This is a genomic window from Sphingobium aromaticiconvertens (assembly GCF_037154075.1).
GTDB classification, from domain to species: domain Bacteria; phylum Pseudomonadota; class Alphaproteobacteria; order Sphingomonadales; family Sphingomonadaceae; genus Sphingobium; species Sphingobium aromaticiconvertens.
In genome coordinates this window covers 3,310,189-3,331,468 of sequence record NZ_JBANRJ010000001.1, presented here as the reverse complement: position 1 = coordinate 3,331,468, position 21,280 = coordinate 3,310,189, and the positions used below count along the sequence as shown (strand labels likewise).

Annotated in this window: 17 protein-coding genes and 2 pseudogenes; 11 read left to right on the top strand and 8 right to left on the bottom strand. The window is 63.9% G+C overall.

The features are described 5' to 3' along the window. Positions 1-6: 6 nt before the first annotated feature. The 5 genes from WFR25_RS15850 to WFR25_RS15830 form a co-directional block, all read right to left on the bottom strand. Positions 7-3,144 carry an efflux RND transporter permease subunit gene (locus tag WFR25_RS15850; protein WP_119036681.1) on the bottom strand — a complete coding sequence of 1,046 codons (3,138 nt, stop codon included), beginning with the start codon at positions 3,142-3,144 and terminating at the stop codon, positions 7-9. Next, positions 3,141-4,631, bottom strand: a complete 1,491-nt coding sequence (locus tag WFR25_RS15845; protein ID WP_119036680.1) for an efflux RND transporter periplasmic adaptor subunit — start codon at positions 4,629-4,631, stop codon at positions 3,141-3,143. Before WFR25_RS15845 ends, WFR25_RS15850 begins: the two co-directional genes overlap by 4 nt. Next, positions 4,628-5,857 (bottom strand): TolC family protein, encoded by a 1,230-nt coding sequence (locus tag WFR25_RS15840; protein ID WP_119036679.1) that lies wholly within the window; start codon positions 5,855-5,857, stop codon positions 4,628-4,630. The genes WFR25_RS15845 and WFR25_RS15840 overlap by 4 nt, the downstream gene beginning before the upstream one ends. A gap of 143 nt (positions 5,858-6,000) precedes the next feature. After that, positions 6,001-6,129: a hypothetical protein gene (locus tag WFR25_RS15835; RefSeq protein WP_281271785.1), complete on the bottom strand. Its 129-nt coding sequence runs from the start codon at positions 6,127-6,129 to the stop codon at positions 6,001-6,003. A gap of 91 nt (positions 6,130-6,220) precedes the next feature. Next, a complete protein-coding gene (locus WFR25_RS15830; protein ID WP_211325918.1) occupies positions 6,221-6,592 on the bottom strand; it encodes a hypothetical protein in 372 nt (123 codons plus the stop codon). A 407-nt stretch (positions 6,593-6,999) separates the two neighbouring features. On the opposite strand from WFR25_RS15830, the gene WFR25_RS15825 reads away from it, so the two are divergent. The 8 genes from WFR25_RS15825 (at position 7,000) to WFR25_RS15790 (ending at position 15,497) form a co-directional block, all read left to right on the top strand. Then, a complete protein-coding gene (locus WFR25_RS15825) occupies positions 7,000-7,275 on the top strand; it encodes a metal/formaldehyde-sensitive transcriptional repressor (RefSeq protein WP_119037244.1) in 276 nt (91 codons plus the stop codon). 8 nt (positions 7,276-7,283) lie between these two features. Beyond that, a complete protein-coding gene (gene dmeF, locus WFR25_RS15820; RefSeq protein WP_119037243.1) occupies positions 7,284-8,279 on the top strand; it encodes a CDF family Co(II)/Ni(II) efflux transporter DmeF in 996 nt (331 codons plus the stop codon). Next, a complete protein-coding gene (locus tag WFR25_RS15815; protein ID WP_119036676.1) occupies positions 8,276-8,470 on the top strand; it encodes a DUF1289 domain-containing protein in 195 nt (64 codons plus the stop codon). Before dmeF ends, WFR25_RS15815 begins: the two co-directional genes overlap by 4 nt. 717 nt (positions 8,471-9,187) lie before the next feature. Continuing rightward, positions 9,188-10,474, top strand: a complete 1,287-nt coding sequence (locus WFR25_RS15810; protein ID WP_119036675.1) for a TolC family protein — start codon at positions 9,188-9,190, stop codon at positions 10,472-10,474. Next, positions 10,471-11,724 (top strand): efflux RND transporter periplasmic adaptor subunit, encoded by a 1,254-nt coding sequence (locus WFR25_RS15805; RefSeq protein ID WP_119036674.1) that lies wholly within the window; start codon positions 10,471-10,473, stop codon positions 11,722-11,724. The genes WFR25_RS15810 and WFR25_RS15805 overlap by 4 nt, the downstream gene beginning before the upstream one ends. Next, positions 11,714-14,926: an efflux RND transporter permease subunit gene (locus tag WFR25_RS15800; protein WP_119036673.1), complete on the top strand. Its 3,213-nt coding sequence runs from the start codon at positions 11,714-11,716 to the stop codon at positions 14,924-14,926. Before WFR25_RS15805 ends, WFR25_RS15800 begins: the two co-directional genes overlap by 11 nt. A 2-nt stretch (positions 14,927-14,928) precedes the next feature. Then, positions 14,929-15,177 (top strand): hypothetical protein, encoded by a 249-nt coding sequence (locus WFR25_RS15795; protein WP_119036672.1) that lies wholly within the window; start codon positions 14,929-14,931, stop codon positions 15,175-15,177. Between the two features lie 14 nt (positions 15,178-15,191). Next, positions 15,192-15,497 carry a hypothetical protein gene (locus WFR25_RS15790; protein ID WP_119036671.1) on the top strand — a complete coding sequence of 102 codons (306 nt, stop codon included), beginning with the start codon at positions 15,192-15,194 and terminating at the stop codon, positions 15,495-15,497. Positions 15,498-15,516: 19 nt separating this feature from the next. Here the strand turns inward: WFR25_RS15790 and WFR25_RS15785 are convergent, their stop codons facing one another. The 3 genes and pseudogenes from WFR25_RS15785 to WFR25_RS15775 form a co-directional block, all read right to left on the bottom strand. Beyond that, positions 15,517-15,567 (bottom strand): hypothetical protein, encoded by a 51-nt coding sequence (locus WFR25_RS15785; protein WP_281271802.1) that lies wholly within the window; start codon positions 15,565-15,567, stop codon positions 15,517-15,519. Positions 15,568-15,667: 100 nt separating this feature from the next. After that, positions 15,668-15,733: pseudogene (locus WFR25_RS15780) on the bottom strand (DUF2274 domain-containing protein); the annotation flags it as partial. Then, positions 15,730-16,140 (bottom strand): annotated as a pseudogene (locus WFR25_RS15775) (TraB/TrbI/VirB10 family type IV secretion system protein); the annotation flags it as partial. The pseudogenes WFR25_RS15780 and WFR25_RS15775, both read right to left, overlap by 4 nt. A 512-nt stretch (positions 16,141-16,652) precedes the next feature. Here WFR25_RS15775 and WFR25_RS15770 point away from each other — a divergent pair. From WFR25_RS15770 to WFR25_RS15760, 3 genes are all read left to right on the top strand, one after another. Further along, positions 16,653-18,008, top strand: coding sequence for a tyrosine-type recombinase/integrase (locus WFR25_RS15770; RefSeq protein ID WP_069708745.1), 1,356 nt, complete (start codon positions 16,653-16,655; stop codon positions 18,006-18,008). 264 nt (positions 18,009-18,272) lie between these two features. After that, positions 18,273-20,276 (top strand): AAA family ATPase, encoded by a 2,004-nt coding sequence (locus WFR25_RS15765; RefSeq protein WP_336972228.1) that lies wholly within the window; start codon positions 18,273-18,275, stop codon positions 20,274-20,276. 51 nt (positions 20,277-20,327) lie between these two features. Beyond that, a complete protein-coding gene (locus WFR25_RS15760) occupies positions 20,328-21,266 on the top strand; it encodes a helix-turn-helix transcriptional regulator (protein WP_069708743.1) in 939 nt (312 codons plus the stop codon). The last annotated feature ends 14 nt before the right edge of the window (positions 21,267-21,280 follow it).

Sequence of the window (21,280 nt, the reverse complement as noted above, 5' to 3'; positions counted from 1 at the left end):
TGCAGGTTAAACGGGCTGGTGGATGGGTTTGGTCTTCGGCCGGCGCAGCAGCAGATAGGCGGCGGGAAGGACGAACATCGAGAGCAGCGGCGCGGTCAGCATGCCGCCGATCATCGGGGCAGCGATCCGGCTCATCACTTCCGAGCCCGCGCCCGATCCGAAGAGGATCGGCAGCAGGCCGGCAAGGATGACCGCCACCGTCATCGCCTTGGGCCGGACCCGCAGAAGCGCACCCTCGCGCACCGCTGTTTCGACCTGAGCCGCATCCGGGTCCGGGCCGCGATCTTCATAGGCGTGCTTGAGGTAGATCAGCATCACCACGCCGAACTCGGCTGAGACCCCGGCGAGCGCGATGAACCCAACCCCGGTCGCGACCGATTGATTGAAGCCGAGCAGCCAAAGCGTCCAGATGCCGCCGGTCAGCGCGAACGGCAGCGTGCCCATGATCAACGCCGCCTCATCGAAGCGCCGGAAGATCAAGTACAGCAGCACGAAAATGATCAGCAGTGTCGCGGGAACGACCAGCTTCAGCTTGGCAACCGCGCGTTCGAGGTACTCGAACTGGCCGGAGTAAGCGATGCTGACGCCCGGCGAGAGCCTCACCTGTTTCGCCACGGCGCGCTGAAGATCGCCGACGACCGATGCCAAATCACGGTCGCGCACATCGACATAGACCCAGGTCGAGGGCCGGGCGTTCTCGGTCTTGAGCATCGGCGGCCCTTCGGTGATCGAGACGTTCGCCACAGTGCCGAGAGTGATCTGCTGGCCCGAAGGGGTAAGTACCGGTAGCGCGCGCAGCCCTTCGAGACTGTCGCGCAGCTCGCGCGGATAGCGCACGCTGATCGGATAGCGCGCCAGGCCCTCAACCGTCTCGCCGATGGTCTCGCCACCGATCGCACCCGAGACGATCGCCTGCACGTCGGCGATGTTGAGCCCGTAACGCGCAGCGACTGCACGATCGATGTCGACGTCGACATAGCGTCCGCCGGTCAGCCGCTCGGCCAGCGCCGAGCTGACGCCCGGCACCGTTTTTGCCGCTGTCTCGACATCATGGGCGATGCGGTCGAGCTGGGCGAGATCGGCGCCCGAGACCTTGACCCCGATCGGGCTCTTGATCCCGGTCGCGAGCATATCGATGCGGTTGCGGATCGGCGGCACCCAGACATTGACGAGGCCGGGCAGCTTTACCGTGCGGTCCAACTCCTCGACGAGCCTGTCGGGGGTCATGCCCGGTCGCCACTGGTCGCGGGGCTTGAACTGGATGGTGGTCTCGAACATCTCCAGCGGTGCCGGATCGGTCGCGCTCTCCGCGCGGCCGGCCTTGCCGAACACGCTCTGTACCTCGGGTACGGTCTTGATGAGCCGGTCGGTCTGCTGGAGCAGCTCGGACGCCTTCGCCGCTGAGAGGCCCGGCAATGCCGACGGCATGTAGAGCAGGTCGCCTTCGTCAAGATTAGGCATGAATTCGCCCCCCAATCGCGACAGCGGAAAGGCGGTGGTAGTGAAGACTAAAGCGGCGATCAGCAGCACCGTCTTTGGCCGCCGCATCGTCCAATCGAGCGCGGGACGATAGAGGGCGGTGAGCGCGCGGTTGATCGGATTTGCCTGCTCGGCCGGGATACGGCCGCGGATCAGCCAGCCCATCAGCACCGGCACCAAAGTCACCGACAGGATCGCCGCGCCCGCCATCGCATAGGTCTTTGTGAAGGCGAGCGGCGCGAACAACCGGCCCTCCTGCGCTTCCAGCGTGAACACGGGGATGAAGGAGAGCGTGATGATGACGAGGCTGAAGAACAGGGCCGGGCCAACTTCGGCGGCGGCGTCGGTGATGACCGTCCAGCGTGTCTCGCCAGCCAGCGTCTCGCCGGGATGATCATGCTCCCAGCGCTCGATCTTCTTGTGCGCGTTCTCGATCATCACCACCGCCGCGTCGACCATCGCGCCGATGGCGATGGCGATGCCGCCGAGCGACATGATGTTGGCATTAACCCCCTGGAACCGCATGACGACGAACGCCGCGAGCACGCCCAGTGGCAAGGTCAGGATCGCGACCAGCGCCGAGCGAACGTGCCAGAGGAACAATGCGCAGACCAATGCTACGACGATGAACTCCTCGATCAGCTTGTGCGTCAAATTCTCCACTGCACGGTCGATGAGCTGGGAGCGATCATAGGTGGTGACGATCTCGACGCCGGGCGGCAGGCTCGCTTTCAAGGTGGCGATCTTGTCCTTGACCGCCGCGATCGTCTCGCGGGCGTTCTTCCCCGAGCGCAGGATAGCCACGCCGCCCGCCACTTCGCCTTCGCCGTTCAGCTCGGCGATGCCGCGCCGCATCTCGGGGCCGATCTGGATCGTGGCGACCTCGCCAAGCGTCACCGGCACACCGCCCGCTGCGGTACGGAGCGGAATGGCGCGGAAGTCGTCGAGCGTCTTCAGATAGCCTGACGCCCGAACCATATATTCGGCCTCAGCCAGCTCCAGCACCGATCCGCCGACTTCCTGATTGGCGTTGCGGATCGCCTCGACGGCCTGTTGGTGGGTAATACCGTAGGCGGTGAGCTTCACGGGATCGAGCACGACCTGATACTGCTTCACCATCCCGCCGATGCTCGCGACCTCGGCGACGCCGGTCACGGTCTTCAGCTCGTAGCGGAGGAACCAGTCCTGCAAGGATCGAAGCTGCGACAGATCGTGCCGACCGCTGCGATCGACCAGCGCATATTCATAGACCCAGCCGACCCCGGTTGCATCCGGGCCGAGCGCGCTGCGGGCGGTTTCCGGCAATCGGCCTTGCACCTGATTGAGATATTCGAGCACGCGGCTGCGCGCCCAATATAGGTCGGTGCCGTCCTCGAAGATCACATAGACGAAGCTGTCGCCGAAGAAGGAATAGCCGCGCACCGTCTTCGCGCCGGGCACGGACAGCATCGTGGTGGTGAGCGGATAAGTGACCTGGTTCTCGACGATCTGCGGTGCCTGGCCGGGATAGCTCGTGCGGATGATGACCTGCGTGTCGGAGAGATCCGGCAGCGCGTCGATCGCGGTCGAGCGCACCGCCCACAGTCCGGCCGCCGCCAACGCTAGCACGCCGAGCAGGACGAAGAAGCGGTTGCGGACCGACCAGCGGATGAGGGCCGCGATCATTGACCCGCCACCTTCACCATGCGCCGCACCGTCGGGCCGGCCGGCGGCTGATCGAAGGAGAAGCGAACGCGATCGCCTTTCTTCAAGCCACGCGCCAGTGCAGGGTTGCCGAGCTGGAAAGTCATCGTCATCGCGGGCCAGCCGATGGCCGGCACCGGCTCGTGGCTGAGCGTCACGGTGTTGGTGGTGATCTCCTCAATCTTGCCCGTCGTCTCATGGAGAGATTCGGTTGATGATGGCTTGGCGGCTACCGTCGGCGTGGCGCCACCGATCGGGCGAGCATCCACTCCCGACAGGCTCGCCTCGGAATCGATCAGGAACTGGCCCGACGCGACAACCTTCTCGCCTTCGCTCAAGCCTGCGAGGATCTCGGTGTCCGCGCCGGATTCACGCCCGGTCTGCACCTCGGCAGGCCGGTAGCGGCCCTTGTCGAGCGCGAGCATGACAAGCGTGCGCTTGCCTGTGCGGATCAGGGCCTCGGACGGCACGAGTAGGGCCGGTTGCGCGCCGCCGCCGAATGACACGGACGCGAACATGCCCGGCCGCAGGCGGCCGCCCCTGTTGAGCAACTCGATCCTGACGGTCAGTGTTCGGCTGTCGGTTTGCGTTTCTGGCAGGATCGCCGACACCCGCCCGAAGAGCGTCTCGCCGGGGAAGGCCGCCAGTGTCGCTTGGGCCGATTGACCGATCTTGAGCTGGCCGGCGACGGCCTCGGGCACGGCGGCGTTGAGCCAGACCGTGCCAAGGCCGTTGATCTCGGCCAGGGTCTGGCCGGCCGTCACGCTCATGCCCGCACGGACACCGAGCGTTTTGATGACACCTCCCGTCGGAGTGGAGATGGTAATCACGTCATGCGGCCGTCCGCCGCGCTCAACCGACGCGATCGTGCTGGCGGGCATACCGAGCAAAGCGAGCCGCTGCCGGGCCGCCTGCGCCAACGCCGCGTTGCCGGTGCGACGCACGGCAAGATACTCGGCCTGCGCCCCGGCCCATTCGGGCACGAGGATGTCGGCAAGCGGCGCGCCCGGGCCGACCACGTCGCCCGGTGCCCGACCATAAACCCGTTGCACGAAACCTGCCGCGCGCGCCTGGACGATCGCGACATCGCGCTGGTTGAAGTCGATCGAGCCCGTGGCGGTAAGACTGCTTGTCAGCTCGCCCCTGCGAACCGCGACGGTGCGTAGGCCGAGGCTTTGCGCGGCCGCGGGATCAATCCGGACACCGGGCGCCTCGCCGCCAGCCTCGTCGGCATATTTGGGGACGAGCTGCATATCCATGAACGGCGACTTGCCCGGCCTGTCGAAATGCTGGGCGGGCGCCATCGGGTCGTACCAGTAAAGCACCTTGCGCCCGTCCTGAGCGGCAGGTGGCGTCTCGGTTGAATTGCCGGTTAGCTGCGCAACGCCGTAACCACCAATGCCGGCGATGAGGGCGATGAGCGCGCCGACTGCGGCCAGGCGCGCTTTTGGTGATGCGGTGTGAGTCATTGATCGTCACTCCCGAACAGGAGGTTGAGGCGGGCGGCGTCGCGGGCCACCGCAGCCTCGCGGTCGAGCGTCATGAGCCGAACATCGGCAAGAGCCACATGCGCTCTGAGCACGTCCTTGAGACCAGCACGCCCGGCGGCATAGCTCGCGCGCTCCAGGCTCACTTGCTGCTCGGCCAGCGGCAGAAGCGTGGCGTTGGCCCGCATCCATTGTTCATGGTGCATGACATGATCGGCAAGGCCGGTATCGAGTTCGACGGCAAGACCGCGGCGTGCATCCTCCTGTTCGGCGCGTGCCTTCCCGGCCTCCGCCGCCCGTGCTGCAATCATCGGGTCCTGGCGGCGGCTCGCGAACAGCGGCAGGCTGATCGTCACGCCCGCCGAGACCATGTCGCCATAGCGCGAATCGCGGCGCTGATAGGCAACGTCCCAGCTCCAGTCGGGCCGCTTTTCGGCGCGTGCGAGTCTGACATCGGCATCGGCCTGACCGCTTCGCGCCAGCGCGGCGGTCAGGGTTGGATTCTGCTCCAGGCCGGTGCGAAGGGCGACAGGATCGACCGCGAAGCTGGGCAACTCGCCCACAGCCTCTGGTGAGGGATCGCCGGTCCAGCGGCTGAGTTCGGCGCGTGCCCTGCCGATATCGGCCATGATCTCGCTGCGCCGATCCTCCAGCGCCGCAAGTGCCTGCTCGCTCTCCAGCGCCTCGGCGGGGCGGCTCGCGCCCGATGCGACACCGGCGGGTGCGGTTCCGAGCAGCGGTCGCAGGCTCCCCAGCAGGTTATCGATCGCCTTCAGCCGGCGTCCGGCATAGGCGAGGTCTGTCCAAGCGAGCGCGGCGCCGAGCCGCACGTCGCGCGCCCGCACCAGTGCATCGGCCTCGGCTGCGGTGATGTCGGCCTGCGCCCGGCCAAGCCGGGCATGGCGCTTGGCGAGGTTCGGCATGTCCTGCTGCACGCCGATCCGGGCCATCGTCATCTCGTCGCGCGTGAAGCTCCCCGCCGGCGGGCCGGAGATCGGGAAATTGTCGAGGCCGAGCGCCAGCTTCGGATCGGGCAAGGCATCGGCCGAGCGCGCGGCGGAACGCGCGGCATCGACGCCCAGCGCGGTTGCGCGAATGCCAGGTGCGTCGGCGAGCGCACGTTCGATCGCATCATCGAAGCTCAACGGGTCGGCGACGGCAACGCCGGGGATCGCGAGCAGTAGCGGCGCAAATATGTATATCCTCATCGGAAAGCTCCTGATCGGAAAGGATCAGGCCGGTCTTCGTCCCTGCGACAGCGGTGCTGCGATACCGGTTGGGACGGGATAACCGCCCCGCCGGCTCCTCAGACCTGGTCACCAAGATGCGCTGGACCAGCCAGGGTCCGCGCCTAGCTGGCTGCGCCGCGCATCATCGCGCAGTCACAACTGGCGGAGTGGCTATGCTGCGCGAACGCGGGAGACGCGAACATGGCAGTGGCGGCCGTGATCGTCGCGGCGGCAAGCGTGAACATCTTCATGATGACTATCCTGAGCTGAAATCTATCGGGCGCGAAAAGCGGGTGCGTCAGCCCATTGAGGCTGCGGCGCACGCTATCGCGCGGTGGACGATTAGCTCAGGCGTGCGGGTGGCTCGGGTTCCGGGCCGTAGGAGCGGCCGACCAGACGCGGCGTGGACGGCCAGAAGGAGGGTAGCGGCACAGTCGGAGCGACGGCCTCTGGCGCGGGACCGTCTTTCACGAAGATGGGGAGCGCGCAGCCCATCTGGGCAATGCAGTCGAGCGTCATTCCCTTGCAGGGCTTTGAGCCCTTATCCTGCGGGGGCTGCGGCTGTGCCATCATCTCGGCGCAGTCCATGCCTTCCATGTCGGCCATCTGGTGATCGGTCGCGACCGTCTTCATCATGCTCGGTCCGCGGGCAAACGCCATCTCCTGACCGGACAGGCCGATCAGGGCTCCAAGGAGGAGCAGGAAAGGGAACATGCGTTTCACGACTACGGCAGAGTAGGTTGGCTGAAGCAGTCGATCAATGGGCTATCACCCGAAGCGATTCGAACTTTTGCCGCGACACGCCGCCGTGCCTACGAAACCGCTATTTTTAGCGGGCGGCTCTGTGCGACCCAGGACGGATTTGGCGTAGCCTAGCGTAGTAGGCACGGTGGATTGGGTGCCCCGCGCCGGATAAACATAACGAATATGTGTCGCTGTTCCTACTACTCCAGGATCGCCCGTCACCGCATCGTCCCGCTCCTCAATGTCGTAACGCGCGCTGCGGCGCTACACCATAATCGGCGGCGCGCTGGCGCATCTAGGCTGAGGTCGTCGATATCGGCCGCGTCGTAATAATGCGGTCTGGCGTTGTGCGCCCGTATAGGCTAGGGGGGTATGCTATGGCTCACACCCAAGAGAACAGCGCTGAACTGATTGCACGAGTGCGGCGCATTGCAGGACAGGTCAGCGCTATCGAGCGCGGCCTGGAGCGCGGCGCTTCGTGTGACGAAGTTCTGCACCTTGTGGCGGCAGTTCGTGGCGCAGTGAACGGTCTGCTCGACGAAATCATCGTGGACCATCTGGACCAGCATGTTGCGAAGCCGGGCCTGGATGATGCCGAGCGTTCCCGAGCGTCAGAGGCATTGAAGACCGTTATTCGTCGCTATTCGAAATAAGATCGATGATGACCGCGGCTTCTCACATCGATCGCTTCACCCACGATCACGTCTTCCTCGGGGCGTCGCACGACGCGAACGCGCGCCGCACACTGTGGGTGGTGGCACTGACGGCGACGATGATGGTCGGCGAAATCATTGCCGGCTATCTGACCGGATCGATGGCGCTTCTGGCGGACGGCTTTCACATGGCCACGCATGCCGGAGCACTCAGTGTCGCGGCGATCGCCTATTCCTACGCCAAGCGGCATGCTTCGGACCAAAGGTTCAGCTTTGGGACGGGCAAGGTCGGCGACCTGGCAGGGTTCGCCTCCGCGCTAGTGCTCGCAGTGGTTGCGATCGGCATCGGCGTCGAATCGGTAGTCCGCCTGTTCCAGCCAACCACGGTGGCGTTCACCGAGGCGACGATCGTCGCCGCTATCGGTCTCGCCGTGAACATTGTCAGCGCCTTCCTGCTGGCGGGAAGTCATTCGCACGATCATGGGCCTGACCATTCCCACGGCCATCATGCGCAGCCACATGGCCGCGGACACGAAGAACACGCGCATGATGACGACCACGCCCATCCCGTGGCTGGGCTGCGCAGCCAAGACAACAACCTTCGCGCCGCCTATGTCCATGTCCTCGCCGACGCGCTGACGTCGGTGCTGGCGATCGTCGCGCTCTTGTCGGGACGCTTCCTCGGCTGGGTATGGCTCGATCCGGTCATGGGGGTGGTCGGCGCCATCGTGATCGCCCGCTGGTCATGGTCGCTGATGCGCGAGACCGCCTGGGTGCTGCTTGACCGCACCGATGAGCATGTCGCCGAGGAAATCCGCGAACTGGTCGAAGCGCCCGGCGACGCCCGGATCGCGGACCTGCATGTCTGGCGCGTCGGACCCGACGCCCATGCCGGCATCGTTAGCGTAGTGGCGGGCGGTGCAGTGGATCGCGCGACGGTGCAAAAGCGCCTCAAGCCGGTCCACGAGCTTCGCCATCTCACCATCGAGATGCAGTCGCCATGAAGTCGCCCTGCATCGACATCTGCGTTTTCGATGGACGAACCGGCTGGTGCAAGGGCTGCGGCCGAACGAAGGACGAAATTCGCGCCTGGAAGAAGAGCCAGCCGCATCAGCAACGCCGGATCGAGTCGGACCTCCCACGACGCCTTGCCAAGCTCACTCCGATGGCGAAGCCGATTAGGCCGGACCAATGATGGGATCGCTACGATTGGCCGATCGCGGAATACCGGCGAGGCCGTGCGTTAGTGCTGTCGTCAATGTGGTCGATGACACACAGGCTTGGCCTGGTAGGGCAGTTGAGCACGACAATCTATTCTTCGACGGTCTTTGGATGATTGAGGATCATCACGAGAAATGGATAACAACGGCCTGGGTGAGCATCGCGCATGACACTTGCGTTATCGTGCCGGCAACTTATGTTTCATGGTCGTGATTAGGGTGTCGCGACCATCGTTTTTTCGATTTTTCTCGATGCTGTGCATCGGGCTGACGCTTGTCTTCGCGAGCGCTAGCATGGCTAGTGTGGTCGATCGCATTCAGCATCAATCAGACGCATCGGGCGATCATAACCATCTACCGTTCAGCAAAATCGTTTCCGAAATCAGCGACCATCAACACGAGCCTCATACGTCGGCTCTGGATGATAAGGGGGATGCTCCCGATCATCAGCCGGAAACCGGGCACCACCACCATGGTGATAGTGGCTCGGGGATGCTCGCTCCTCTGTCACGTGGATCACCGGGAATCTTCTTGAGGGCCTCAACTGGCCGACCGGCGGCCGATAATCGCATGTCTGGCTTCCTGACCCACGGACCTGAACGTCCCCCCAAGACCATCGCAAATCGCACCTAGAGCCGTCGCGTCGAATTAGGCGCGGCTGTAGCCACGCCTGTTCGTGAGGCCGATTTGTCATGTTTTCAATTTTCGTTGCGCACCAGCCGGTGCGCTTGCGGCGCGCGCTTGCGATAGGCGCGGCCATCGCCGCTCTATCCGCTCCGTCCGTCGGGGCGGCGCAAGACCTGAGTCTATCCGACGCGCTTTCCAGGGTCGCCACCGGTGATCCATCAGTGGCGGTCAATGCTGCGCGGCTTCAGGCTGCTGATGCCGCCGTCATTCAAGCCGATGTGCGGCCACGCGATGTCGTGGGCGTCGATGTAGAGGATTTCACCGGCACCGGCCCATATTCTTCCCTTGGACGTTCGCAGGCTACCGCCTGGTATGAACGAACCTGGGAGCGCGGCGGCAAGCGTGAAGCGCGTGTCGGCGCGGCCCGTTTCGAGCTTGGCGTGACTGCGGAGCGCAATCGCCTGCGGATGCTCGATCTGCTCGCGCAAGTGCAAGCGACGTGGGTTGAGGCGCTTGCGGCCGAGGCCGTCATTTCCATAGCTGAACAGCGCCTTGCCGCTGCCCAGCAGGTGGAAGGCGAAGTGGGCCGCCGCGTGGGCCGCGCGCTCGATCCGCTATTCGCAGCCGAACGGGCGCGGACTACCACGACGCAGGCCCGGATTGCGCTCGATCAGGCGCGCGAAAATGCCCGCATCGCCCGCACCACGCTCGCCTCTTATTGGGGAGCGACGGGCGGCGATTACAGCCTCGACACAACGCCTTTCACTATTGTTGAACGATCCCGGCCTCCGGCGGATGTTGGCCCCGAACTCGCGCTGCTCACCGCCGAGCGGGACGCCGCCGGGGCAAAGGTCCGGCTTGCAGAGACAAGCAATGTCGGCGACCCCAGCGCGCGGGTGGGCCTACGCCATTTCGGGCAAGGCAATGACGTGGCGATCATGGTCGGAGGTTCGATCCCGCTCGGCAACCGTGCCGCCAACCGTGGCAATGTCGCGCGCGCCAATGCGGAAGCACAGGTGGCCGAAGCCGAAATTGCCGTTGCGCGGGCACAGATCGGGCGCGAAATCGACCGGATCGTTGCCGAACGCGCGGCGCTTGCCACCGAGATCGACCGGATCGCACGCGAAGTGCTGCCAAGCGCGGCGCGCGCGGTAACGCTTGTCCGCGACGGCTTCGCGCGTGGTGGGACCGCCTTCACCTTCCTCGAAGTCAACCAGGCTCAGCAAGCTGAGGTCGATGCGCGGTCCCGCCGGGTCGAGCTGCTGCGCCGCTTCCATCTCGCAGGCGCCCGGCTCGACCGGCTGACCGGCCGCCACGTCCCATATCTTTCCAGCGCGGAGAACCGCCGATGACACGATTCCTATTGTCTGCGGGCTCGGTGCTCGCTCTTGTCCTGCTCGCCGGATGCGGCGGGTCCCCGACCGCCGACACCGAAGCCGGTGAGCCCGAGGCGGCTGCCGCTACCGGCGACTATGAACGCGGCCCACATCGCGGCCGGATGCTGCGCGATGGTGATTTCGCTGTCGAGATCACCATCTTCGAGGACGGCGCGGACCCCGAGTTCCATGTCTATGCCTACCGGAACGACAAGCCGGTGGCGCCAGGTGAAGTGCAGCTTGCCATCGAGCTGTCGCGCCTCGGCGGTAAGGTCGATCGTTTCGCCTTTACGCCGCAGGAGGATTATCTGCGTGGCGGCGGCGTGGTCATCGAACCGCACTCCTTCGACGTGAAGGTGCGTGCGGTCGAGAGCGGACGCACGCACAACTGGACTTACGCTTCCTACGAGGGCCGGACCATTATCTCGGCCCAGGCCGCCCAGATTGGTGGAGTGCGCTTTGAGCGTGCCGGTCCTGGGACTGTGGCCGAACTGATCGACATGGCTGGCCGCATCGAGATCACGCCGGAGGGTAAGGCCGACGTGCGTGCTCGCCTGCCAGGGCAGATCGTCTGGATGACTGGCCAGCTTGGCCAGACCATGCGCAAGGGGCAGGCGCTGCTCCGCGTCGAATCCAGCCACTCGCTCCAAACCTATACGGTGACGGCGCCGATCAGCGGCATCATCGTGGAGAAGAACGCCAACGTGGGTGACAACACCGGCGATCGCGCGCTGTTCGTGATTGCCGATCCGACGAAGCTCCATGCCGAGTTCTTTGTCTATCCGCGGGACGTCGAGCGCGTGCGCGTCGGCCAGCGCGTTGCGCTGCGCAGCCTGTCGAGCGATGCCAGGCTGGACGCGGAGGTCGAGGCGATCCTGCCGACAGCCGATGTCGCCAGTCAGACATTGATGGCGCATGTCCATCTGCCTGAATCCGCCGCGCGGACGTTCCGGCCCGGCATGGGCGTCGAAGGCTCGTTCGCGGTTGCATCCGCCAATGTGCCGCTAGCGGTCAGGACGAAGGCGATCCAGCGGTTCCGTGATTTCGAGGTGGTCTATGCCAAGGTCGGCAATAGCTATGAGGTGCGAATGCTGGAGATCGGCCGCCGCACACCCGAATGGACCGAAGTGCTCGGTGGCCTCGAAGCCGGCACCGAATATGTGACCGATGGCGCGTTCCTGATCCGTGCCGACATCGACAAATCGGGAGCCAGCCATGACCACTGAGACATCCGCTCCTCCGCGCCCGGCGCTGCTCGAACGCCCACCTATACTGGAAAGGATCGTCGCCGGCGCCATCCGGTTTCGCTGGGCGGTGCTGACCATTGTTGCGCTGCTGTGCGCGATCGGCGTCTGGGCCTTCCAGCACCTGCCGATCGACGCCACCCCCGACATCACCAACGTCCAGGTGCAGATCAACAGCGAAGCGGCGGGCTTCTCGCCGCTTGAAGCCGAACAGCGTGTGACCTTCCCCGTGGAAACCGCCATAGCGGGCCTGCCGGGACTGCAATATACCCGCTCCATCTCGCGCTATGGGCTGTCTCAGGTGACGGCGGTGTTCGCCGACGGCACCAACATCTATTTCGCCCGGCAGCTCATCAACGAACGGCTCCAGACCGCGCGCAACCAGCTTCCCGAAGGCGTTGCGCCTGAAATGGGGCCGATCTCCACCGGCCTCGGCGAGATTTTCATGTATACGCTGGAGGCCCAGCCGCGCGCGCGCAAGCCAGACGGCAAGCCCTATACGGCCGAAGACCTGCGAACGCTTCAGGACTGGGTGATCCGGCCGCAACTCCGCAACACACCGGGCGTCACCGAGGTCAACAGTATCGGCGGCTATGAGCGGCAATATCATGTGACGCCGCTTCCCGACCGGCTTTCGGCCTATGGCCTTACCCTCAACGATGTGGTGTCGGCACTCGACCGCAACAACGCCAATGTCGGCGCCGGCTATGTCGAACGCTATGGCGAGCAATATCTGGTCCGCGTGCCGGGCCAGGCGGCGGGTATCGACGATCTCAAATCCATCATCGTCACCAATCGCGGCGGGGTGCCGATCCGCATCGCCGATGTCGCTGATGTCGGCATGGGTGAGGAACTGCGCACCGGTGCCGCGACCGAAAACGGGCAGGAAGTGGTGCTCGGCACCGTGTTCATGCTCGCGGGTGAGAATAGCCGGATCGTCGCGCGGGCAGCAGCCGAGCGGCTTGAAGAAGCCGCAAAGGCGCTTCCGGCGGGCGTGAAGGCAGTGCCGATCTACGACCGCACCGATCTCGTCGAACGGGCGATCTGGACGGTCGAGAAGAACCTCGCCGAAGGTGCGCTGCTCGTGATCGTCGTGCTGTTCCTGCTGCTCGGCAATATCCGCGCGGCGCTCATCACGGCGGCGGTCATTCCGATCACCATGCTCATGACTATCACCGGTATGGTACAGGCGGGCGTTTCGGGCAATCTGATGAGCCTTGGCGCTCTCGACTTCGGCTTGATCGTGGATGGCGCGGTCATCATCGTCGAAAACTGCCTGCGCCGCTTCGGCGAGGCGCAGCACCGGCTTGGGCGTCTGCTCGATCGGGACGAACGGTTCGCGCTGGCTGCTTCGGCGACCTCCGAAGTGATCCGTCCATCGATGTTCGGCATGCTCATCATCGCGCTGGTCTATGTGCCGATCTTCGCGCTCACGGGCGTCGAGGGAAAGATGTTTCACCCGATGGCGATCACGGTTGTCATGGCGCTGACCTTCGCGCTGATCCTGTCGCTCTCCTTTGTGCCGGCGGCAGTCGCCTTGTTTGTCTCGGGTAAGGTCGAGGAGAAGGAAAGCCGCCTGATGGCCTGGGCGCGCAAGCTCTACGAGCCCGCGCTCAATGCGGCATTGCGGCTGCGTGTCGCATTTGTCGCAGGGGCTGTGGTGCTGGTTGTCATCGCCGGCTTTGCCGCGACCCGCATGGGATCGGAGTTCGTGCCCAATCTCGACGAGGGCGACATCGCGCTTCATGCGCTGCGCATCCCCGGCACCAGCCTCAGTCAGGCGGTGCAGATGCAAAAGGCGCTCGAAGCCCGATTGAAGCGCTTCCCGGAGGTCGAGCGGATCGTTTCCAAGATCGGCACCGCCGAGGTGGCTACCGATCCGATGCCGCCCTCGGTCGCCGATACCTTCATCATGCTCAAGGATCGCAAGGACTGGCCCGATCCGCGAAAACCGCGCACCCAGCTCGTCGCCGAGATGCACGCGGCGGCGCTCACCATCCCCGGCAACAACTACGAGTTCACCCAGCCGATCCAGATGCGGTTCAACGAACTGCTATCGGGTGTCCGCGCCGATGTCGCCATCAAGGTGTTTGGCGACGATCTCGACGAATTACTGACGGTGGGCAAGGCGATCGAGGGTGTCGCGAACGGCATCCCCGGTGCGGCCGATGTCAGCGTCGAGCAAGTGACGGGACTCCCGGTGCTTCAGATCACCCCAAATCGCGCTGCGCTCGCCAGGCTCGGGCTCAATATCAGTGACGTGCAGGATGTTCTCGCGGTGTCGATCGGAGGTCGACAGGTTGGGCAGATCTTCGAGGGCGACCGGCGGTTCGCCATCGTCGTGCGCCTGCCGGAAGAGATCCGGCGCAATGTCGACGAGATCGGCCGCCTGCGGATACCGCTCCCCGCGTCGGGCGAAGGTCCACGGGGCTTCGTTCCGCTGGAAGACGTGGCGAAGGTAGAGGTCGCCATAGGCCCCAACCAGATCAGCCGGGAGGACGGCAAGCGCCGGGTGGTAGTCACCGCCAATGTCCGTGATCGCGATCTTGGCTCGTTCGTCACTGAGCTGCGCGAGAAGGTCGGCGCGGAGGTCGAAGTGCCGGCCGGCTATTGGATCAGTTATGGCGGCACATTCGAGCAACTTATCTCGGCGGCGGAACGGCTGCGGCTGGTCGTGCCCGCGACGCTGCTGTTGATCTTCGGTCTGTTGTTCTGGCTGTTCCGATCGGTCAGGGACGCTACCATCGTGTTCTCAGGCGTGCCGCTGGCATTGACCGGCGGGGTCGCGGCACTGCTGCTCCGCGGCCTACCGCTGTCGATCTCGGCGGGTGTCGGGTTCATCGCCCTGTCCGGCGTGGCGGTGCTGAACGGCGTCGTGATGGTCAGCTTCATCCGGTCGCTCCTCGCCGAAGGACGCCCGCTCGACGACGCTATCCGCGAAGGCGCGCTGACCCGATTGCGGCCGGTGCTGATGACCGCGCTGGTGGCGAGCCTCGGGTTCGTGCCGATGGCGTTCAATGTCGGTGCGGGCGCGGAGGTTCAGCGGCCGCTTGCCACGGTGGTTATCGGCGGGATCATCTCCTCGACCTTGTTGACACTGTTGGTGCTGCCGGCGCTCTATCGGCTCGTGCATGGACGAGCGGCGCGTGCCCCAAAGGCCGAGCCCGCCGTGACAGGAGGTTGATCATGTCCATTCGGTCCTGGGTCACGTGGCCCGGCGCCCCACTCGCCATCGCCTTAGCGGCGCTGTTCGGCGAGGGCGTCAATCCATGGCTGCTCGCCGGACTGCTCTATCTCGGGTCCGGCATCGGCCTTGCCATGGTCGCGATCGAGTGGCGTCTTATGGCAAAACCTTCCAGCAAGGCGCCGCTGGCCCTTCGCCGATTTCTCGCCTTCGTGCGTAGTCGCTATTCCCTGTCCTTCGGGACCGACTGATAAGGAGACGTCACATGACGAGGGGCATGGTTGTTATTGTTGGAATTGTCGCGCTGGTAATAGGGTTCGGAGTGGGCTTCATCCTGCGCCCGATCATGGCGCCTGCCGGGCAAACGGTGGTGGCCGCGAGCCCGGACCGGCCGGCGGAGAAGGCCGAGCCGCGAGGCACGCAGTATTTCGCAGCGCATCTCGATGAAGCACGACAGATCGTGGCGCAATGCCGGGACGGTTCGGTGCGCGGAGACGAATGCGCCAACGCCGACGCTGCTGTTCAGGAAGCGGACGGCAGGGAGCGATTCAAGAAATTCACGGGCGACTGAAGGCTGGAATGCACCCCCTTCAATCTTCATGCGCGCGGCGATGTCGCGTAAAGCCCCTGTCGGCTGCCATGAACCGCGCCAGCATGGGTGGTCAAAGGGGAGTGGCTGGGTGAGACCATTCTAGCTCGCATGGCCTTGGCATAGTCCCCGAGATGCCTGAGCAATGTTCCCGGTAGTTCCACCGTCAGCTTGACCGGCTTGTCCTCCACGATTGGTCGCAGGCGAAATTTGCTCATTGCGAGCCTCCCTGTGGTTCGAGCACGAGATCGCGGATGACGATGACGCGAAGCGGATAGCCCGGCCGAGGGGTGAGCGTTGGCTGCACGTTCAACTGCCGCCGCACGATCTGCTGGCCGGTCTGGTTGACGGTGGCCTGAATGCCCGACGCAGCGCGCGGGTCAGCTCGTCGTCGTCATCCGCGCCCAGCTCGGCACCAAACCCGAGCATGGTCGAGATCAGCGCGGCCTTCGCCGGCTCTGTCCCTGCAAGCCGGCGATACCTGCTGCAACGGCGCCGGGCTGGCGCTCGAGAACGATCGAGCGGCCGCCCGGTAGGATCAGCCGTCCCAGGCGAGCAGGACGCGGTTCTGCACGAACGACACCTCGGGATCATATTCCCCGATCAGCCGCGCGCCCTGGGGGACCGGTCGGGTTTTCATAGGCCAGACTCACAGGGCTGGGCGTCAGGGGGAAGGCTTTCCCCCAGCATAGCCGCCGACTGCCGGGATGGCCCAAAGCACCCTGAAAACGCCATGCACTACCGATCGCGACCACCTGCAATGGGCTGGTGAGAACGCAGCATCTAATTTCTGAAGGAATTTCAGGCGATTGCGCCGAATCTGGTGATTCCCTGGTGAGTTTTCTCAACATCACTGCTCGAAGAGGGGCCGCCGGCTTGTCTGAACTGCTTGATTTTGTTGGAGATTTTGGTGCACCCGACAGGATTCGAACCTGTGACCCCTGCCTTCGGAGCAATTTGTCCTGGCTATCCGAAAAGCACGCTAGGACACGCTATGATACTACACTGCCTTGAAATGTATGGACAATTCGGTTTCCCCCGCCGAAATCTGTATCCGGAACTTCGCTCCAACTTTCATCCGCCTGCTTCCGTGGTGCTTCCGTGGAGGCAACCGGCTCTCCAAGGAGGAAACGCGTAATGGCCAAGCTGACGAAGCGCGTCGTGGACGCAGCCGCGGTCCGTGTGAAGGACTACTTCATCTGGGACGACGAGCTGCCAGGCTTCGGCCTTCGCGTTTTCGCGTCCGGAAAACGCAGCTACCTTATCCAATATCGAGCCGCAGGTCGAACCCGTCGCTACACGATCGGTTTCCATGGCATCTGGACGGCGGAGACGGCGCGGCAAGAGGCGAAGGTGCAGCTCGGCCGCGTTGCGCAGGGTGATAACCCCTCGGAGGAACGCCTGCTCGATCATCAGGCAGTCACTGTCAAAGAGCTGTGCGCGATGTATCTCAAAGATCTCGAAGCCGGTCTCATCCTCGGGAAAGGTGGTCGACCGAAGAAGGCAACCACCATTATCACCGACACCGGTCGGATTCATCGGCACATCATCCCGCTCATCGGCAGCCGTCGGGTTAAGGACCTGGCGAAAGCCGACATCGCCAAGGTTTTGAAGGACATCATGGCTGGCAAGACGGCGGTGTCGGTGAAGACGAAGAAGCTACGCGGCAAGGCCGTTGTAACAGGCGGCGCCGGCACGGCCACACGAACGATTGGACTTCTTGGCGGCATCTTCACCTATGCAATGGAAGCCGGGATCATTATCACCAATCCGGCACACGGCATCCGCAAGCCCAAGGACAATGTACGCGATCGTCGTCTCATCGAAGCCGAGTACCGGATCCTGGGCGAGATTCTTCGCGAAGCGGCTGCAACCCCGAAATTTGAAATGACCGTCGAAATCATTCGCCAGATCGCGCTTACTGGCTGCCGCCGCAGCGAGATAATCGGTCTCATGTGGACCGAAGCAGACACCGACGCGAGTTGCATGCGTCTCGTGGACAGCAAGGAAGGTGCCTCGGTTCGTCCCATCGGGCTTGCTGTGGTCGAGTATCTGGAAGAACGCCGCAAGACCGCGACGGGTACGTATGTCTTTCCCGGCCAGGGAGAGGACAACGCCTTCGGCGGCTTTCCCAACCATTGGAGGCAAATTTTTAGAGACTCCCCGCTGTCCGATGTGACGCCGCATGTCCTGCGCCATAGCTTCGCGAGCATCGCAAATGATCTTGGCTTCACCGAAGTTACGATCGCCGCACTGGTCGGTCACTCCAAGGGCACGGTCACGAGCAAGTACATTCACACGCTCGACACGGCCCTCATTATGGCTGCCGACACGATCTCAGGTTATATCCAAGGGCTGCTCGATGGGGTCAAATTTAGGCAGACTACCTATGCGCTTGACCGGGATTCTCGGAAGGCCGCGCTCGCGCTTTTCCTCCGCAAGGCCAGTGGGGAAGATGCGCTGAAAGTCGGAGAGCAACGACTTGCTGCCTAGCCTGCTGATGGAGGACAGGCGGCTTTGGCAAGACCTCGCCATCGTGTTCGCGCAAGCAGTAAGAACACCTCCATGTTCCAAACATCTCTAGAACCGGCCACGCACGCGATGGATTGGTTGGTTCCATTCGTAAAGCTTGCGCAGCATTTTGGATTCGTCGTGTCCCACATGACGGTCACTGTCTCCGTGTGCCGCCGCGCTGACTGATACGTCCATATCTGTCGCATTGCCCCATTATCTCTGTCTGGAACGATGGAGAGCCGCATGAGCCACGAACAATATTTGACCCTCGATCTGATCGCCCGCTTGGCGGGGCGCTTTGGCCCGACAAGCCGCGTGGCGAAAGAACTGCCCGGTTGGCTCGAATATCTGACCGAGGTCGACTGCCCTGAACGCCCCCGCTCACGCCCCGGTGCGATCTGGTGGACGAAGATCCGCCAGATCAGCCGCAATCTGGTGCCGAAGGCCGGTGGCGGTGATGGAGAAATCCTGAACCGAAACTGCGGCGCACTGGGCGCACATTTCGGCCTGTCGCAGGTTGATGTCGGAATTCTGACCTTCGCCGCGCACTACAAGGTGTTCGACGGATTTGAGCATGTCGTCGATGGCGCGCTGGACACGAAGGAGGTTACCCTCCCGCTTCTGCTGTCTTGGTTCTGCGGGGCGGTGGAGCCCGAAATCCGGGCGGCACTGCGGCCATCGGGGAGACTCGTTGCGTCGGGGCTGGTGCAGCGCAATCGTGGTGGGCGTTACAATCGCATGCCATTCGATCTGTCGGAAAGGCTGCTGACGGCGCTCATGGCGGATGTGAGCGGTGTTGGCGACCTGATCGGCATCATGTTCCCGACTGCGCAACCTCCGCAAGCAGAATGGCAGGATTTCGAGGGGCTGGGGCATCAAGCCGAAATCATGCGCGACCTGACCGTCCGGGCTCTGGCCAGCCGGGCTCGGGGTGTGAACATCCTGCTCTATGGTCCGCCCGGCACAGGCAAGACCGAATTCGCCAAGGTGCTGGCCAGCCAGATCGGTGCCGAGCTTCGTGCCGTGGGGGAAGCCGATGATGAAGGTGGTGAGCCCTCCCGCCGAGAACGTTTGGCCGAGATGGGCATGGCCTGCCGGATGCTGGGCGAGCGGTCTGACACGATCCTGCTTTTCGATGAGATGGAGGATCTGTTCGGGGGCGCCAACCCCTTCTACGGCAATGACCGCCCATCCAAAGTCCATGCCAACCGGATGCTGGAGACCAACCCGATCCCTGTGATCTGGACCACGAACTCGGTGGACGCCTGCGATCCAGCCTTCCTGCGCAGGATGAGCTATTCCGCGCTGATGCGTCCACCTTCCGGACGAGTGCGGGCGCGGATCTGGCAGCGGCTGGAAACCCGCCACGCGGTCGGTATCCCCATGGCCAGCCTGCCGGACCTCGCCGAGCGACATGATCAGGCACCTGCGCTGGTCTCGGATGCGATGCGCGTCGCCCGGCTTTGCGATGGCGGCGATCAGATGGTCACACGGGTGCTCGATGCGGCGACACGGCTGGCAAGGGGCGGTGTCGACCCGGCACCGCGCCACCATTCCGAGGCGCCGTGGAGCCCCGAACTCGCCAATGCCGATCTCGACCTGCGCCTGATCGAGACGCGGCTGGCGGCACCCGACGCACCGCGGCGGGTCAGCTTCTGTCTCGACGGCCCGGCCGGCACCGGCAAAAGTGCCTGGGCGCGGCAACTGGCCCGCACTATCGGCATGCCGGTGATCGAAAAGCGCGCATCAGATCTGATCTCGAAATGGCTGGGTGAGAGCGAGCAGAATATCGCGCGCGCCTTTGCCGATGCCCGTGCAGATGGTGCAATGTTGATCTTCGACGAGGCGGACAGCCTGCTTGCGGATCGCCGTAATGCTGGGCGCAGCTGGGAGGTCAGCCAAGTCAACGAGATGCTAACCTGGATGGAAAGCCACCCCCTGCCATTCGTCTGCACCACCAACCTAGTCGAAAAGCTGGACGCCGCAACGCAGCGCCGTTTCACCTTTCGCATCCGGTTCGACCATCTCTCGGGCGATCAACTCGATTCGGCATGGCGCGCCCATTTTCCCCTGCCAATCCCCGATGGGCTGTTACGTCTCGACCGGCTTGCGCCGGGTGATTTCGCGAATGTGGCCCGCAGGATGCACGCATTGGACGAGACCCGCCCGCGGGAAATCCTGCGGGAACTGGCCCGCGAAGCGGAAGCAAAAGAAGGGGCGACGCGCCCAATCGGCTTTGGCCGTTGACACCCCCTATGCCGCGCCGCGAAGCTGGCGCGGTATTTGGCCGGAGGCACCATGCGCTACGCCCGTCAGGAAGATCTGCAGAAACTGGCTCTGACGATGCAGGGCTCGGCCGAAGGGATTTGCCTTGTCGATATCGAGCGGGAATTCGGCGTGTCGCGCCGGACGGCAGAACGCATGCGCGACGCTGTGCGCAATACCTATCCGCAGATCGAGGAAATCCTCGGCGACAGCGGTCGGAAATACTGGCGCTTTCCGCCGGGCTCTTTGGGAAAAATGGTTGAGCCGACACTGGACGAACTGACCGCCGGACACAGGGCAGCCGCCATCGCACGGCGTGAAGGCGATGATTTGACCGCCGAAACGCTGGAGCGTCTGCTTGCGAAGGTGCAGGCAATGTTTCGTGCAGATCGACGCCGGACGGTTGCGGCCGATCTGGAGGCTCAGCTTATGGCCGATGGGGTCGCCTTCCGCCCAGGTCCACGCGAGAAAATCGCACCCGAGATACTCTCGGCCCTGCGCGAGGCAATTCTTGCGGGCGTCATGGTTTCGACCGACCACCGCGCTCGCAGCACGGGCAAACTGTCACGTAACGCCCGCCTTGGTCCTGTCGCCATGCTCTTCGGGCAAGGCCGCCAATACCTGCTGGCCTGGAGTGAGTACCAGGATGATCTGCGCCTGTTCGCTCTGGCCGGGTTTGAGCGGGTTTCGCTGGAGCCTGACGTCTATACCCGGCCCGCAGGGTTTGATTTGCAGGAATGGCTGTCCGAAAGCTTCGGTATCTGGCGCGATAATGATCCACAGGATGTCGAATGGCGTTTCCTGCCAGACGTGGCGGACGAGGCGGCGGGATATGTGTTCCACCCGAAGCAGACATTGGAACGGCTGGAGGATCGATCGCTGGTCGTGCGGTTCAGGGCCGGTGGACGGCAGGAAATGGAGTGGTATCTGGCTCGATGGGGGGATCGGGTGGAGGTCCTATCGCCAGGATAGTCGGAGATAAGTCT

Excerpts from the sequence above, each read along its gene's own strand:
- WFR25_RS15825 (WP_119037244.1), top strand. The coding sequence starts at position 7,000 with ATGGCTCACACCCAAGAGAACAGCGCTGAACTGATTGCACGAGTGCGG.
- WFR25_RS15830 (WP_211325918.1), bottom strand. The coding sequence starts at position 6,592 with ATGTTCCCTTTCCTGCTCCTCCTTGGAGCCCTGATCGGCCTGTCCGGT.
- WFR25_RS15805 (WP_119036674.1), top strand. The coding sequence starts at position 10,471 with ATGACACGATTCCTATTGTCTGCGGGCTCGGTGCTCGCTCTTGTCCTG.
- WFR25_RS15840 (WP_119036679.1), bottom strand. The coding sequence starts at position 5,857 with ATGAGGATATACATATTTGCGCCGCTACTGCTCGCGATCCCCGGCGTT.
- WFR25_RS15765 (WP_336972228.1), top strand. The coding sequence starts at position 18,273 with ATGAGCCACGAACAATATTTGACCCTCGATCTGATCGCCCGCTTGGCG.
- WFR25_RS15850 (WP_119036681.1), bottom strand. The coding sequence starts at position 3,144 with ATGATCGCGGCCCTCATCCGCTGGTCGGTCCGCAACCGCTTCTTCGTC.
- WFR25_RS15795 (WP_119036672.1), top strand. The coding sequence starts at position 14,929 with ATGTCCATTCGGTCCTGGGTCACGTGGCCCGGCGCCCCACTCGCCATC.
- WFR25_RS15835 (WP_281271785.1), bottom strand. The coding sequence starts at position 6,129 with ATGAAGATGTTCACGCTTGCCGCCGCGACGATCACGGCCGCCACTGCC.
- WFR25_RS15760 (WP_069708743.1), top strand. The coding sequence starts at position 20,328 with ATGCGCTACGCCCGTCAGGAAGATCTGCAGAAACTGGCTCTGACGATG.
- WFR25_RS15800 (WP_119036673.1), top strand. The coding sequence starts at position 11,714 with ATGACCACTGAGACATCCGCTCCTCCGCGCCCGGCGCTGCTCGAACGC.
- WFR25_RS15770 (WP_069708745.1), top strand. The coding sequence starts at position 16,653 with ATGGCCAAGCTGACGAAGCGCGTCGTGGACGCAGCCGCGGTCCGTGTG.
- WFR25_RS15815 (WP_119036676.1), top strand. The coding sequence starts at position 8,276 with ATGAAGTCGCCCTGCATCGACATCTGCGTTTTCGATGGACGAACCGGC.
- WFR25_RS15790 (WP_119036671.1), top strand. The coding sequence starts at position 15,192 with ATGACGAGGGGCATGGTTGTTATTGTTGGAATTGTCGCGCTGGTAATA.
- WFR25_RS15845 (WP_119036680.1), bottom strand. The coding sequence starts at position 4,631 with ATGACTCACACCGCATCACCAAAAGCGCGCCTGGCCGCAGTCGGCGCG.
- dmeF (WP_119037243.1), top strand. The coding sequence starts at position 7,284 with ATGACCGCGGCTTCTCACATCGATCGCTTCACCCACGATCACGTCTTC.
- WFR25_RS15810 (WP_119036675.1), top strand. The coding sequence starts at position 9,188 with ATGTTTTCAATTTTCGTTGCGCACCAGCCGGTGCGCTTGCGGCGCGCG.